The organism is Vibrio sp. RE86 (assembly GCF_013114545.1).
In the GTDB taxonomy this organism is placed as follows: domain Bacteria; phylum Pseudomonadota; class Gammaproteobacteria; order Enterobacterales; family Vibrionaceae; genus Vibrio.
The window spans coordinates 79,356-95,658 of record NZ_VTXI01000003.1; the positions used below are offsets into that span (position 1 = coordinate 79,356).

Here is a 16,303-nt window from a genome sequence, read left to right on the forward strand (position 1 = left end):
TTCTGTTAATTACTGCAGATCATCAACAGGAAAGTATATGTCAGACAATAACCAAGCACTCAAGGATGCTGGTCTTAAAGTAACCCTTCCAAGACTGAAAATTTTAGAAGTACTACAGCAACCGGATTGCCAACATATCAGTGCTGAAGAACTGTACAAGAAGCTGATTGATCTTGGAGAAGAGATCGGTTTAGCAACAGTATACCGAGTATTAAACCAATTTGATGATGCAGGTATCGTGACTCGCCACCACTTCGAAGGTGGTAAGTCAGTGTTTGAATTATCAACTCAGCATCACCATGACCACCTAGTGTGTCTAGATTGTGGCGAGGTAATCGAGTTTTCTGATGACATTATCGAAGAGCGTCAGAAAGAGGTTGCAGCTAAGTACAACGTGACTCTTACTAACCACAGTTTGTACCTATACGGCAAATGTGCTGACGGCAGCTGTAAAGATAACCCTGATGCGCACAAACCTAAAAAATAAATAAAATAGGTAGTCTCAACATGGTAAACGTCAGCGCAGGCTGGCGTTTTTTATGCCTACCAGATAAACAGACAAATACAAAAAAGCCAGTCATCTCTGACTGGCTTTTTATCAATAACCGCGTTACTTACTTAGCTTCAATCTTAGCCCAAGTATCACGCAGGCCAACCGTGCGGTTGAATACTAGCGCTTCTGGCTTCGAGTCTTTCGCGTCTGCACAGAAGTAACCCATACGTTCGAACTGGTAACCTTTTTCCGCTTCAGCAGAGACTAGGCTTGGTTCAACAAAACCCTTCATCGTCACTAGCGAATCTGGGTTGATTGTTTCTGCGAAGTTATCCGCAGCAGCTGGATTAGGTACCGTGAACAGGCGATCGTATAGACGAATTTCTGCTGGTAGACCTTTATCCGCTGATACCCAGTGGATTACACCTTTCACTTTACGGCCGTCTTCTGGGTTCTTACCAAGCGTATCTGCATCGTAAGTACAGAAGATTGTAGTGATGTTGCCTTCAGCGTCTTTCTCAATACGCTCAGCTTTGATCACATACGCACCGCGTAAGCGAACTTCTTTACCTAGAACAAGACGCTTATACTTCTTGTTTGCTTCTTCACGGAAATCTTCACGCTCGATCCAAACTTCGCGAGTGAACGGAACTTCACGTTCGCCCATTTCTGGTTTGTTAGGATGGTTAGCCACGTTTAGTGTCTCAACCTTACCTTCATCGTAGTTTTCGATAACAATCTTAACTGGATCAAGTACCGCCATCGCACGTGGTGCATTTTCATTCAGATCATCACGAATACAAGATTCTAGCGAACCCATTTCGATCATGTTGTCTTGCTTGGTCACACCAATACGCTTACAGAACTCACGGATTGAGCCAGGCGTGAAACCACGGCGACGTAGACCAGAAATAGTAGGCATACGTGGGTCATCCCAACCGTTTACTAGGTTTTCAGTCACTAGTGTGTTGAGCTTACGCTTAGACATCACAGTGTACTCTAGGTTTAGACGGCTGAATTCGTACTGACGCGGCTGACAATCAATCGTGATGTTCTCTAGAACCCAATCGTAAAGACGACGATTGTCTTGGAACTCAAGCGTACATAGAGAGTGAGTAATACCCTCTAGAGCATCCGAAATACAGTGCGTGAAGTCGTACATTGGGTAAATGCACCACTTATCACCAGTCTGGTGGTGCTCGGCAAAACGAACACGGTACAGAACTGGATCACGTAGAACGATGAAAGAAGACGCTAGGTCAATCTTCGCACGTAGACACGCTTTGCCTTCTTCGAATCCACCGTCACGCATTTTTTCAAATAGCGCTAGGTTTTCTTCAACACTGCGGTCACGGTATGGGCTTGGTTTACCCGGCTCTGTTAGCGTGCCACGGTATTCGCGGATCTGCTCAGGACTTAGCTCTTCAACATACGCTAAGCCTTTGTTAATTAATTCAACCGCGTACTCGTAAAGCTTATCGAAGTAGTTTGATGAGTAACAAATTTCATCATCCCATTCGAAGCCTAACCAGCTCACATCATTCTTAATTGACTCAACGTATTCTACGTCTTCTTTCTCTGGGTTAGTGTCATCAAAACGAAGATTACACTTACCTTGATAGTCCTGAGCAATACCAAAGTTTAAGCAAATTGACTTAGCGTGACCGATATGCAGGTAACCATTCGGCTCCGGCGGGAAACGAGTATGCACGCTTGTGTGTGTACCATCCGCTAAATCTTTATCGATGATTTGGCGAATGAAATTCGATGGACGAGCCTCAGCTTCACTCATCTATAGCACCTCAATTATTTTAGTATTGTCAGAGAAATTCTTGCATTGAACGTAATTAAGACGCTCAAAGCATATAACGACTAATGATCCACAATTCTCTACCAATACACAACTACAACCGAAGGTTTATTCGTAAATAATGGTCGATTTCTTTTGATAGTCAGCAAAAGCTGGTTAGCTTTTCATCGAATCTCTTTTCTTTACTCTGAAACGCAAAAAAGCCTCCCGAAGGAGGCTTTTCAATTATGTTGATTAAAACTTGCTTATGGCAGTTTTACATCAGATAGGTCTTCGTTTGCACCGATTGCTTTCATTTCGCCAGCAACGATTTCTGCAAGAGGACCAAGGATAACTTGAAGGTTGTTTTCACCTAGTTTAACAACACCTTTAGCACCTAGTTTCTTCAGTACCGCTTCGTCAGCTACAGAGCGGTCTTTTAGAGTAAGACGTAGACGAGTGATACAAGCGTCGATTGAAGTTAGGTTGTTGTGACCACCTAGAGCTTTTAGGTATTGACGAGCTAGGTCGCCGTTTTTAGCTTCACCAGCAGGAGCTGCGCCAGCTTCTTCGTCGTCATCTTCGCGGCCTGGAGATTTCAGGTTGAATGCGCGGATAGCGAATGTGAATGTGAAGAAGTATAGAGCACCGAAGCCAAGACCGATTAGAAGTAGAGTCACAGGCTTAGTTGCTAGACCCCAGTTCAATACGAAGTCGATTAGACCAGCAGAGAAACCGAAGCCGTGTAGCGTACCAAACATGTTAGCAACAACTAGAGATAGACCAGTGAATACAGCGTGCATTGCGTATAGAGCTGGAGCTAGGAATACGAACATGAATTCTAGTGGCTCTGTAATACCTGTTAGGAATGAACAGAAACCTACTGAGAATAGTGCACCACCAACTTGGCTACGTTTTTCAGCTGGAGCTGCTAGGTACATAGCTAGAGCTGCACCAGGTAGACCGAACATCATTACAGGGAAGAAGCCGTTCATGAATACGCCAGCAGACTTGTCGCCGCCAAAGTAACGGTGTAGGTCACCAGACTTAACTGTTTCAGTTACTTCTTTAACAGTTGCAGTGATTTCTGGAGTTACAGAGTTAGCGAATTCAAATGTGTGAGATTGACCAGCAACAAGAGTCTTAGCTAGAGCTGGGTCTACACAAAGTTGTTGTAGAGCAGGAAGCGCTTGACCAGCAGCTTGAGCACCAGTAACTAGAACTTCTTGACACGTACCCATACCGAACCAGAAGTAAGAGTTAAGAACGTGGTGAAGACCTACAGGGATTAGTGCGCGGTTAAGAGTACCGTAAACGAACTGACCAATTGCACCAGAAGTAGAAACAGCGTGTGCTAGAGCGTCAAGACCGCCTTGGATAGTTGGCCAAACAACACCAGAAACAGCACCTGCAACTAGCGCGAATAGACCAGCCATGATTGGTACTAGACGTTTGCCAGAGAAGAATGCCAACCACTCAGGAAGACGTGTAGCATGGAAAGCGTTGTAAGAGTGACCAGCAATGATACCAGCGATGATACCACCGAAGAATGACATGTTAACGTCAGCGTTGATTGTTGTTGCTGTTGCTGTCAGTACAAAGTATGCAACCGCACCAGCTAGGCCTGCAGCACCTTGACCGTCTTTAGAAAGACCGATTGCGATACCTAGACCGAATAGAAGTGGTAGTTGGCCGAAGATAGCACCACCAGCTTGCGCCATGAATGGGATATCAAGAAGGTCACCTTGACCTAAACGTAGTAAGAGCGCCGCAACTGGAAGCGTTGCGATAGGAAGCATAAGAGCTTTACCTAACTTTTGCGCATATCCAAGAATATTCACCTTAAGTTCCCCCTATAGGATTTTGTATTTTGGCTGAGCCACTTTTTTTAGTCGCTCAATTTAGTCATGCTCAGTTTATGATATTAATTTTGCTCCGCAAATTAAAACGTCATCATTTGTGATCCTAATCACCAGAAATTGGCAATAACCAAGGTTTTTGCTAGCGAGATCATAAAACTTATTTTACAATTCAAAAAAATAGCAATCATTAGAGTGAAATCAGGGTACTCTTAAACAATATAAATAGGCGATGAGTATTGCTAGCACTAGGTCTAAGAAGAATGACCGCATACTAAATAAGTGTTAGTAATCCCAGTACTAGCCAGTGTTGATACCCAATTTTTAAGACTCATTTTTTCGTTTGCTAAAGATATTTTGCGACCTAATTGAAGCTCACAAATAAAGTACAACTATCCAATAGTTATGTTTCATTTAGGCGACTAGAAGTATTAAGAATCTAACCTATAAGGATTAGCTAACCATGTATGCGCTAACTAACTGTAAAATTTTTACCGGCAGTGACGTCCTCGTTGAACATGCTGTAATCATTAACAACAACCTCATTGAAGCTGTATGTCCAATTGCAGAGCTTCCTGAAGGAATTGAAACTCGTGATCTTAACGGTGCAAATGTAAGCCCAGGCTTCATTGATTTACAGTTAAACGGTTGTGGTGGTGTCATGCTTAACGACGAAATCACCGCGGAAACCATGCAGATCATGCACGAAGCTAACCTAAAGTCAGGTTGTACTAGCTTCCTCCCTACCCTAATTACCTCTTCGGACGAAGATATGCGTCAAGCGGTAGCGGCTGCTCGTGACTACCATACGAAATACCAAAACCAATCGCTAGGTCTGCACTTAGAAGGTCCATACCTTAACGTTGCGAAAAAAGGCATCCACAGTGTTGATTTCATCCGCCCATCGGATGACAGTATGATCGACTTCATGTGTGAGAACGCTGACGTAATCGCAAAAGTAACGCTAGCACCTGAACACAACGAAGCGGCTCATATTGAGCGCTTGAAAGAAGCCGGTATCGTAGTATCGATTGGCCACACCAATGCAACGTATGCAGAAGCACGCCAAGGTTTCGACGCCGGCATTACGTTTGCTACGCACCTTTTCAATGCGATGACACCAATGGTTGGCCGTGAGCCAGGCGTTGTAGGCGCGATTTACGACACTCCAGAAGTTTACGCTGGCATCATTGCAGATGGCTTCCACGTTGATTATGCAAACATTCGTATCGCTCACAAAATTAAGGGCGAAAAATTAGTATTAGTGACCGATGCCACAGCTCCTGCAGGCGCTGACATGGATTACTTTATTTTTGTAGGTAAGAAAGTATATTACCGTGATGGTAAGTGTGTTGATGAAAACGGCACACTAGGCGGCTCAGCGCTTACAATGATTGAAGCAGTTCAAAATACTGTTGAGCACGTCGGTATCGCTCTGGACGAAGCACTTCGCATGGCTACTTTGTACCCTGCAAAAGCAATCGGTGTGGAAGAACAACTAGGCCGCGTTAAGAAAGGCATGGTTGCTAACCTTACTGTATTCGATCGTGACTTCAACGTTCAAGCGACTGTTGTTAACGGACAATACGAGCAAAGTTAAGAATGAATGGCGGACAAATAGGTAACGTAGATTTAGTAAAACAACTAAACAGTGCAGCTGTTTACAGACTGATCGATCAGCAAGGTCCTATTTCTAGGATACAAGTCGCTGATGTCAGTCAATTGGCACCTGCCAGTGTTACAAAAATAACCCGCCAACTTTTAGAGCGTGGCCTGATCAAAGAGGTCGCGCAACAAGCTTCAACAGGGGGTCGCCGTGCGATCTCCCTGACTACCGAAGTAGAGCCTTTCCACTCTGTGGCGATTCGTCTGGGTCGAGACTACATTCAGTTCAGTCTCTTTGATCTTGGCGGGAAAGAGCTTGCCTCTGACTACTGTGAATTCTTCTACACGACTCAAGAAGAGCTGATTGAAGGCTTACTTGAGCAACTCAAACAGTTTATTCACACCAACCAACCTAATATCAATCAACTGATCGCAATCGGTGTAACACTACCTGGTCTGGTAAACCCTGAATCAGGCGTCGTTGAATACATGCCTAACGTTTCGATTGATAACTTAGCACTATCAGAAATTATCCATAAATCATTCCACGTACAATGTTTTGTGGGTAACGATGTTCGTGGTATGGCATTGGCTGAGCACTACTTTGGTGCGAGTCAAGATTGCCAAGATTCTATCCTAGTTAGCGTTCACCGAGGCACTGGTGCCGGTATCATCGTTAACGGTCAGGTCTTTTTAGGCTACAACCGTAACGTAGGTGAGATTGGTCACATTCAAATCGATCCTCTCGGCGAGCAATGTCAATGTGGCAATTTCGGTTGTCTAGAGACTGTTGCAGCTAACCCTGCCATCGTTGAGCGAGTGAATAAGCTAATCAAACAAGGCTATGAATCGAGCTTAACGACATTAGACACCATTAATATCTCGGATGTTTGTGAGCATGCAAATCTCGGAGATGAACTAGCCAAGCAAAGCCTAGTTCGCGTTGGTAATAAGTTAGGTAAAGCGATTGCCATCACCATCAACCTATTCAACCCACAAAAAGTGGTGATTGCTGGTGACATCACTCAGTGTGAAGACATCGTATTCCCCGCAATTCGTCGTAACGTGGAAAACCAATCTCTAACGACGTTCCATAGCGGCCTACCAATTGTGGCATCTGAGATCGACCACAAACCAACACTTGGTGCGTTCGCAATGATCAAGCGAGCAATGCTAAATGGCGTCTTGTTACAAAAATTGTTAGAAGATTAGTCTTAGCTTACACAAGTAAGCAACTAATTGAGTTAGAATAACGGGCTACGATATGTAGCCCGTTTTTTTAGGACGAAACAACACACTCATGGAACTCATCTTAATTTCAGCGGCATTTTTAGCTGGCTTTATTGCACTGAAATGCAACCTCCCTCCGCTCGTTGGATTTTTACTCGCAGGTTTTGGTCTGCATGCGTTTGGTTATCAAAGTAGTGACACAATTACCACATTGGCAGATTTAGGTGTCACACTGCTTCTGTTCACTATTGGTTTGAAGCTTGATATTAAGACCCTACTTTCCAAAGAAATTTGGGCTGGTGCAACCATACACAACCTTTTATCTACAGCGATCTTTAGTGTTGCCCTACTCTGCTTTAAATTCCTAGGTGTCAGCTCTTTAGCTGCAATGTCATTAGATCAACTGCTGTTACTCGGCTTTGCACTTTCATTTTCAAGTACCGTTTTTGCAGTGAAATCTCTGCAAGAGAAAGGCGAGATGAACGCAACTTACGGGACCATAGCAATTGGTATCCTCGTCATGCAGGACATCTTTGCCGTCGTGTTCTTGACCGCATCTACAGGTAAAATCCCTGAGTGGTATGCCATTGCCTTGTTCGCTCTGCCTTTACTAAGACCCCTATTCTTCAAAATGCTCGATTGGGTAGGTCACGGAGAAATGCTCGTATTACTCGGTATTTTCTTTGCCTTAGTCGCTGGTGCAGGCTTGTTTGAACTGGTTGGAATGAAACCTGATTTGGGCGCTCTGATCCTTGGCATGCTATTAGCCGGACATAAAAAAGCGTCTGAGCTGTCGAAGTCTTTGTTTAACTTGAAAGAGCTCTTTCTTGTCTGCTTCTTTCTCAATATTGGTCTGTCAGCCACGCCAACGCTGTCGGGTTTTGCGCTGGCTATTCTGTTCCTATTGCTGTTACCGATTAAGGGTATCCTCTACTTCTTAGTACTTAACACATTCAAGTTCCGTGTTCGTACTTCTCTTCTTGCTTCGTTAAGCCTGTTCAACTTTAGTGAATTTGGCCTAATCGTTGGCGGTCTTGCTTTCAAGATGGGATGGATGAGCAGTGAAGTGATGGTTGGGCTCGCCCTAGCGGTTTCGATCTCTTTCGTCTTAGCTGCCCCAATAAACCGACACGGCCATGCGCTTTATCAACGTTCTGGTAGATGGTTACGTGAGCATGCTGCCGAAAAGCTCAACACACGAGATCAACTGATCAACCCTGGCCATGCTCAAGTTCTTATTTTAGGGATGGGACGCATCGGGACAGGTGCATACGACGAACTTCGCAATCGCTACGGAAAAATCAGCTTAGGCATTGAAGTTCGTGAAGACGCCGCCCACCAGCATAAATCTCATGGCCGTAACGTCATTGCAGGCGATGCGACTGACCCAGATTTTTGGGAGCGAATTCTCGACACTGCTAACGTAAAGTTAGTCCTTTTGGCAATGCCCCACCACCAAGGTAATCAGGTAGCATTGGAGCAGCTAAAACGTCGCAATTTCAAAGGTCAAATCGCAGCAATTGCGGAATACCCTGATCAGTTAGAAGCACTAGTAGAAGGTGGCGTTGACGCTGCATTCAACATTTATAGCGAAGCGGGTAGCGGCTTTGCTCGCCACGTTTGTGAGCAACTCAGTCCGCAATTTAACTCTCCTAAATAACCACGCTAAAGTCGTTCAAAAGAACGGCTTTTTTGTTCTACTGTCTACTTTTTAAACCAAATGTAGATTACATTCACCAAAATAACATTTAAATTAGAAATAATTCACCCTTTAACCGATAAAACTATTTTTTTCATCAACACTGGTTGATTTTTTTAATCAAGATGGCAAATTGAAGTCAGAAGGTTAAACAAAATTTAAAGGGAAGTTGTATGTGTTCTATTTTTGGTATTTTAGACATTAAGAGTGATGCAGAAGCACTGCGTCCAATCGCATTAGAAATGTCTAAAAAACTGCGTCACCGTGGTCCAGATTGGTCTGGTATCTACTCTTCAGAGAAAGCAATTCTAGCGCACGAACGTCTTGCAATCGTTGGTCTTAACAGTGGTGCTCAACCACTTTACAGCCCTGACAAAAAACACATCCTTGCCGTGAATGGTGAAATCTACAACCACAAAGAGATCCGTGCTCGCTACGAAGATAAGTACGATTTCCAAACAGATTCTGATTGTGAAGTTATTCTTGCACTTTACCAAGAGATGGGCGCTGACCTACTTGAAGAACTAAACGGTATCTTCGCTTTCGTTCTATACGATGAAGAGAAAGACACATACCTAGTAGGCCGTGACCACATCGGTATCATTCCTCTTTACCAAGGCCATGATGAACACGGCAACTATTATGTTGCTTCGGAGATGAAAGCACTGGTTCCTGTATGTAAAACCGTCAGCGAATTTGCTCCTGGTAGCTACTACAGTTCAACAGATTCAGAACCACAGCGTTACTACATCCGAGATTGGAATGAGTACGCGGCAGTTCAAGGCAACAGCACGAGCAAAGAAGAACTGACTGAAGCACTAGAAGCTGCAGTAAAACGCCAGTTAATGACTGACGTGCCTTACGGCGTTCTTCTTTCTGGTGGTCTAGATTCTTCAATCACTTCTGCTGTCGCAAAACGTTTTGCTGCAATGCGTATCGAAGATGATGAGAAGTCCGAAGCATGGTGGCCACAACTGCACTCATTTGCGGTTGGCTTAGAAGGTGCGCCTGACCTAAAAGCAGCGCGAGAAGTCGCAGATCAAATCGGTACTGTTCACCATGAGATGACTTACACGATTCAAGAAGGCCTAGATGCAATTCGTGATGTTATCTACCACATTGAGACATACGACGTTACAACTATCCGTGCTTCAACACCAATGTTCCTAATGGGTCGTAAGATCAAAGCGATGGGCATTAAGATGGTACTGTCTGGTGAAGGTGCCGATGAAATCTTCGGTGGTTACTTGTATTTCCACAAAGCACCAAACGCAAAAGAGTTCCACGAAGAAACAGTACGTAAGTTACTTGCTCTAAACATGTTTGATTGTGCACGTGCAAACAAATCACTCGCAGCATGGGGTGTTGAAGGTCGAGTACCATTCCTAGATAAAGAGTTCATCGACGTTGCAATGCGCCTGAACCCGGAAGATAAAATGTGTGGCAACGGTAAGATGGAGAAGCATATCCTTCGTGAGTGTTTCGAACACTACCTACCAGAATCAATCGCATGGCGCCAAAAAGAGCAGTTCTCTGATGGCGTAGGCTACAGCTGGATCGACACACTTAAAGAAGTAGCAGAAGCGAAAGTGACTGATCAACAGATGGAAACTGCCGCGTTCCGCTTCCCGTACAACACGCCAACAACAAAAGAAGGTTACGTTTACCGCGAAATCTTTGAAGAATTGTTCCCACTGCCATCAGCAGCAGAGTGTGTACCTGGCGGTCCATCAGTGGCTTGTTCTTCTGCAAAAGCAATTGAATGGGATGAGTCATTTAAGAACATGGCAGATCCATCAGGCCGTGCTGTACAGAGCGTGCACAACGACTCGTACTAAATATTATTCATACCTTAAAAAGGCACCATCTAGGTGCCTTTTTTATTTCTTCTCTAACAACTCATCCCAAAAACTTATAGTCGTAACAACTTGGTAATTCCAACTCAATTTTGAAAACTAAGTTTGTAGCACGATCATGACACCTACTGATCCACCAATTTATTCTTTCAATTCAACCAGTTAAAAACAAAACAAAGCTAAAGCTAAAATTTTCGTCATTTGCAGTGCATTTGCCCAAGGAGTATATGTAGTAACAAATAAAAAACTGTAATGATTACAATTAGTAAAACTTATGACAAACCAACATCAACAATTCTTCGGACATCCTAGAGGCCTGTTCCTACTATTTGGTACAGAGCTATGGGAGCGTTTCTCATACTATGCAATGCGCGCCATCTTAGTGCTCTATTTAACAGATGCGACAATGAATGGCGGTTTAGGCTGGTCGACTAAAGATGCTCTAGATCTATACGGCATCTATACTGGACTTGTTTACATTACCCCAATGATTGGTGGTTACCTCGCAGATAACTACCTAGGACAGCGCCGCTCAATTTTGATTGGTGGTGCTTTAATGGCTATCGGCCAGTTCACACTCGCTTTACCTGCTGACATGATTGGCCTTAGCGTGACACACAGCTTTTATCTTGGTCTTGCGCTATTGATCGTCGGTAACGGCCTGTTCAAACCGAATATCTCAACAATGGTCGGTGATCTTTATGAAGAAGGTGACAACCGTCGTGATGGCGCATTTACTATCTTCTACATGGGTATCAACTTGGGTGCCTTGATCGCAGGTGTTGCATCTGGCTCAGTAACCAACGAATTCGGCTGGAAAGCAGGCTTCTTAGTAGCAGGCCTTGGTATGTTGATCAGCCTAGTGATGCAGATGACGCTGGCTAAGTCATGGTTGGGTGACATCGGTGTTGTACCAGCGGCGGCTCGTGATCTAGAGAGAAAGAAATCAGCGACTAAGCAGCCTTTAACGAAAAAAGAAATCGACCGATTAAAAGTGATCATGGTGATGGGCTTGTTCGTCATCGTTTTTTGGGCGGGCTTTGAACAAGCTGGCGGCTTAATGAATATTTACACCCAGCAATACACTGACCGCATGATTGGTGGTTTTGAAGTCCCTGCAGCTTGGTTCCAATCGCTGAACCCATTCTTCATTATTACCCTTGCGCCTGTTCTTGCTGCGCTTTGGGTTAAGTTGGGCCCTAAAGAACCGAACTCACCAGTGAAATTTGCGCTTGCCCTATTCTTCTTAGCTCTGGGCTTCCTATGTATGGTTGGTGCGGTGATGGAGCAAGGCGGCGATACGACAGTGAAAACCTCAATGCTTTGGCTTGTCGGTGCGTTCTTCTTTCATACTCTCGGTGAACTTTGCCTATCACCTATTGGCTTATCGCTTGTCACTAAACTTGCACCACTTCGTCTCGCATCGCTAATGATGGGTGCGTGGTTTGGCTTCAATGCAATTGCTAACTACGTTGCAGGTCTTATCGGTTCACACGTTGGAGAGTTAGGTGCATTACCTATCTTCGGTGGCATTGCCATTGCAGCGACTGTATCTGGGGTTATTCTTTTGATGTTCTCAAATACATTGGTACGTTGGATGCACGGAGCTGAAACGCCAATCAGTAATGCCGAACAAGTAGAAGAACAACAAGCACAAGTGGCTTAGATAGCTCAATCTACTCATTACAAAATAAAAACGCCCGACCATTATTGGCCGGGCGTTTTTCCCTCTCTTAAAGATAAGAGGGAGGGGGAATTATTTCACGCTAGTCACGCGGCTTGTCTTCTCGCCTGTTGCAGATACTGTGCGGATAAACACTTCACCTTTCACATTTGGACGAGCGTCGTCTGCGTAAGTTAGCCAGTTGTCACCATCTAGAGAGTATTGAAGCTCAACACCTGGGAACTGAACGTTCATTGATAGAGTGCCACCTTCTACTTTCGCACCTGGTACAGGTAGACGGTAATCGATTCCTGCTTTTTCTAGCTTCGCCAGTTCACGTTGGCCAAGTACGTTCGCAAAGCGGTTGTAGTCTTGGTTTCGCGCAGCTTTGTCTACTAGGTTAGAGTTTTGCGAGTACTCAACACCCACTTTGTAATCGTTTTCCCAATCAGCACGGTGCCATGCACGCTCCGCTGCTGCTAATACGCGAGGGAATACCATGTACTCGTATTGCTCGTCGTTACGTACTGTCTCAGACCAAAGTTGTGCTGATAGACCGTAGAAAGGTTTCGCTTCGATTTCACCTTTACCAGTAAAGCCGTTGCCATCGCGGTCTACAGAGGTCTCTGCGTTCTGAGGCATGTTCTCTGGAGCAAAGCCAAACATCTTACGAGTGTCTGTTGCACGCGTTGCCCAGTAGTAACCACGCTCTTTCGGGTCAACTTCGTATGGCATGTCCATGTACACGTAGTCTGGGTTAGAAACGATCACGTCGTAACCTTTCTTAGACCACTCGTACACAGATGATGTGCCACCCCAGTAAAGAACGTCCCAGAAGTTAACACGTGTGCTTTCTGTTGCGAACGCTTTCTCGCCTTCACTATATTTAAGACCATCTTGCCAAGCTTGGAAGTTTGGAATGCCCTTCTCTGCCACAATCTTCGAGACTTCTTGTGCAAAATAGCTTGGTAGGTGACCAAAATCGCTCACTGTCCCGTCTGTAATAAGTGTCTGACACTGCGGAGATTGTGCAAATGGCTTGTCTTGTTTAGACAGGTCAATCGTACCCTTCCAGCTTACTTTGTCTTCAGCGTTCACATCTTGGAAACCAGCGCCTAGCTTAATGTTCTTCGCTTCGTCACCACCAAAGTGCCATGTTGTTAGCGGTGCGCCTGCCTCAGCATGCATTGCTGCCACTTCTGAAATCACTTTATCAACAAAGCGAGTTGAAGATTCCATACATGGGTTGATGAAGCTTTGCTTGTTGTAGAACTGAACCGTCGTTACATTCGATGTATCTTTAGGATCCATCAGGCGGTATTCATTCGCTTCTGCTTCTTTACCTTCTTCCATTAGACGGTCGTAACGCGCTTCCATTGATACTACTGCTGCACGAGCGTGGGCTGGCATATCAATTTCAGGAATCACTTCGATGTTACGCGCTTTCGCGTACTTCAAGATGTCCACGTAGTCTGCTTTGCTGAAGAAGCCAGAACCAAAGTTGTCTGTCGTTGCACCGGAGCCAAGCTGAGGCAGTAAACAGCTTTTCTCTTCCAAATCGAAACAACGGTTAGCACCCACTTCAGTCAGCTCAGGCAGACCCGGGATTTCTAAACGCCAGCCTTCATCATCTGTTAGGTGAAGGTGTAGTTTGTTCATCTTGTACGCTGCCATTTGGTCTAGCGTTGCAAGAATTGCGTCTTTAGAGTGGAAGTTACGAGCCACGTCCACCATCACACCACGGTAATCAAAACGCGGCGCATCTTTAATAGACAGTTGTGGTAGAGAATCAGCATTTTGGCTATCTACCAGGCCAAAGATAGATTGTACTGCGTAGAAAGCACCTGCTTGGTCAAACGCTTTAATCGCAATACCGTCGCCTTTGATGCTCATTTCGTAAGCACCAGATTTTGCTAATTCACCAGTGAAGTCTGCAGGAACAACAGTGATGCTTACAGGAAGATCACCACGAACATCCACACCTACCACTTCTGCACGATCTTGAATTGCTGCGTATTGAGTCGCATCGAATACGTCTTTAGGCAGCGCAATGCCCGCCGCGATATCTACCGTACCTTTACCTGCTTCAACAGACATTGGTGTTGGTAGTAGCGTGGTTGATACGTCTTGTTTCGCTAGGTCTTCGTTCTTCTCGAAACGAGATACAGCGTTTGCAAATACGTTGTTGTCATCTGGCGTACGTTTTAGGTTGTTGCCCTCAAGGCCAGTAACGAAAGAGGCAACATCTTCAGTGTTAAGAGAAGCGATCATCTTAGGCTCTGCGTTCGGTGCAGCAACGAAAGCGCCTGGCATGAAGTCAGTTTCAAATAACTGCCAGTATTCACCCACCAGCGGAAGTTCCACTTCTTCGCCCGCTGCAAAGCCATCAAACCTATCGGTTGGTTCTAGCTTGTGAAGGTCACCTGTTACGCGAGTGATTTTGAATTGCTCGTTGTCTACATCCAAAATCAGACGAATACTATGGAAGTAAATAGCCCAATCTTTAGAGTCAACCGCTTCACCTTGGTTAACTAGCGTCATGTTTACTTTGTTACAAGACGCCCACTCAGCACCCATGTCTTGACATGCAAGACCTTCATTTGCGCCGTGGTTGGTGAGAACTTGATATTGGATATCAAGGTTGTCAGCTAAAGTATTTACTACTTGTTGCTCGTTTGATTGAAATGATGCGCAACCTGCTAATGTTGCTAATACTGATGCAGCAATGAGACTTTGTTTAAACATCTTACTTACCCTTAAAAGTGGAGCGAAGCCGGAAATGTTCGGCGTCAAAATCAAGATGCAATCACAATAGCCCGAGTTATTTTTCATCGTAAAATTAATCCTTTGCGAAAGTGATCAAATTCAAACTTTATAAATACACACATTTTTAAATCTCGAATAAACAATCACTTACTCTCAACGTTAAATTTGTCGGACTTATTTTGACGAGATTACTGAGAAGTAAATCACAGCTTAGGAGCACAAACAGATGCAATACATGAATGATGATCACATTTGATTCAGGGTTGTCTTAAAATCAAATTTACGGGCAGAGCAAGAAACGTGATTATTCGCACACTTTTCTCTCGTCAAAATACGTTGATATTTTTGGTTTCGACAATTTTTCAGTAAGGCTCATTTCACTCTATGCGTAACTTATTACTTATCCTGTTTGCTTTGTGTTTCGCTTCTGCAGTATCTGCAGAGCCTTTATTTTGGCATGCTCAGAAAGGGAAACTTCACTACTACATCTTAGGCTCTGTTCACGTTGGCGATGAGAGCATGTACCCACTGCCTAAAAAGGTGATGGATAAACTCCAGTTAAGTGATGGGTTGATCGTTGAAACCGATATTCGAAAAAGCCAAGGAGTGACCTATCCCCCAATCAAGCTTTTGAGCAAAGATGTTTTGGATAAAAAGCAGCAAGACGAGTTAATCGGATTAGCCAATTTACTTGAAATGGATGCCACTCAACTACTTAACTCCCCACCTTGGGCGACAGCACTCGCCGTTCAAATGAAGCAAATTGAGTATTTAGGCTATAAGGCGGCTCATGGCGTCGATAGCCATTTGGTGTATAAAGCCACTTTCCAAAACACCCCTGTGCTTAGTTTGGAATCATTACAATCGCAAATCGATCTTCTCACAGGGCAAAAAGAGTCAGGCAAAGAACTGCTCGTCAGTGTCATCGATGAGTTTGATCACTCTGAAGAAGCAACCGTCTGCTTAATAAAAAGTTGGCAGGCAGGTGATTTGGAAAAGCTGAATGAATTTGCGAACCTAACAGAGATGTCGCCTGAATTTGAGTACGCATTCCTGACAGAAAGAAACATCAATTGGGCTAAACAACTTGCTACTCCTAGTTGGTCTAAAGAAAAAGAAGGCTCTTATTTGATGGTCGTAGGAACGCTGCACTTAGTTGGGGAAAACAGCGTGATTGATTTACTCAAGCAAGATGGATTTAAGGTGGCGCAACTTTCCAAAAGTGAACCCGCGCTTTGTGAGTTTGAGTATTGATACACAGCTCTATCGGGCGGATGAACCAATTGGGGAACTCTAATACTCTGCACACAGTATTAAGGGATTCCCCTACTCCTTCCTTCGTC

The 16,303-nt window shown here is 44.4% G+C and carries 10 protein-coding genes; 7 read left to right on the forward strand and 3 right to left on the reverse strand.

Annotated elements, in window-relative coordinates; genetic code table 11:
- Window positions 1–37 precede the first annotated feature (37 nt).
- Window positions 38–487: a ferric iron uptake transcriptional regulator FcrX gene (fcrX, locus tag F0231_RS04385; RefSeq protein WP_171758506.1), complete on the forward strand. Its 450-nt coding sequence runs from the start codon at window positions 38–40 to the stop codon at window positions 485–487.
- A gap of 127 nt (window positions 488–614) precedes the next feature.
- On the opposite strand, the gene glnS is transcribed toward fcrX, so the two are convergent.
- The gene (gene glnS, locus F0231_RS04390; protein ID WP_171758507.1) at window positions 615–2,285 is read right to left on the reverse strand and encodes a glutamine--tRNA ligase; all 1,671 of its coding nucleotides are present in this window, start codon (window positions 2,283–2,285) and stop codon (window positions 615–617) included.
- A 263-nt stretch (window positions 2,286–2,548) separates the two neighbouring features.
- Entirely contained in the window at window positions 2,549–4,123 is a 1,575-nt protein-coding gene (gene nagE / locus F0231_RS04395; RefSeq protein ID WP_171758508.1) for an N-acetylglucosamine-specific PTS transporter subunit IIBC, read from the reverse strand.
- A gap of 481 nt (window positions 4,124–4,604) precedes the next feature.
- Here nagE and nagA point away from each other — a divergent pair, with 481 nt between their 5' ends.
- The 5 genes from nagA (at window position 4,605) to F0231_RS04420 (ending at window position 12,197) form a co-directional block, all read left to right on the forward strand.
- The gene (gene nagA / locus F0231_RS04400; RefSeq protein WP_171758509.1) at window positions 4,605–5,741 is read left to right on the forward strand and encodes an N-acetylglucosamine-6-phosphate deacetylase; all 1,137 of its coding nucleotides are present in this window, start codon (window positions 4,605–4,607) and stop codon (window positions 5,739–5,741) included.
- Window positions 5,742–5,743: 2 nt separating this feature from the next.
- Window positions 5,744–6,958 carry an ROK family protein gene (locus tag F0231_RS04405; RefSeq protein ID WP_171758510.1) on the forward strand — a complete coding sequence of 405 codons (1,215 nt, stop codon included), beginning with the start codon at window positions 5,744–5,746 and terminating at the stop codon, window positions 6,956–6,958.
- Between the two features lie 88 nt (window positions 6,959–7,046).
- Window positions 7,047–8,636, forward strand: coding sequence for a cation:proton antiporter family protein (locus F0231_RS04410; protein WP_171758511.1), 1,590 nt, complete (start codon window positions 7,047–7,049; stop codon window positions 8,634–8,636).
- 212 nt (window positions 8,637–8,848) lie between these two features.
- Window positions 8,849–10,513 carry an asparagine synthase B gene (gene asnB / locus F0231_RS04415; protein WP_171758512.1) on the forward strand — a complete coding sequence of 555 codons (1,665 nt, stop codon included), beginning with the start codon at window positions 8,849–8,851 and terminating at the stop codon, window positions 10,511–10,513.
- Window positions 10,514–10,805: 292 nt separating this feature from the next.
- The gene (locus F0231_RS04420) at window positions 10,806–12,197 is read left to right on the forward strand and encodes a peptide MFS transporter (RefSeq protein ID WP_171758513.1); all 1,392 of its coding nucleotides are present in this window, start codon (window positions 10,806–10,808) and stop codon (window positions 12,195–12,197) included.
- Window positions 12,198–12,287: 90 nt separating this feature from the next.
- Here F0231_RS04420 and F0231_RS04425 read toward each other — a convergent pair whose 3' ends face one another.
- Entirely contained in the window at window positions 12,288–14,939 is a 2,652-nt protein-coding gene (locus F0231_RS04425) for a beta-N-acetylhexosaminidase (RefSeq protein WP_171758514.1), read from the reverse strand.
- A gap of 405 nt (window positions 14,940–15,344) precedes the next feature.
- Here F0231_RS04425 and F0231_RS04430 point away from each other — a divergent pair, with 405 nt between their 5' ends.
- Window positions 15,345–16,214: a TraB/GumN family protein gene (locus F0231_RS04430; RefSeq protein ID WP_171758515.1), complete on the forward strand. Its 870-nt coding sequence runs from the start codon at window positions 15,345–15,347 to the stop codon at window positions 16,212–16,214.
- The last annotated feature ends 89 nt before the right edge of the window (window positions 16,215–16,303 follow it).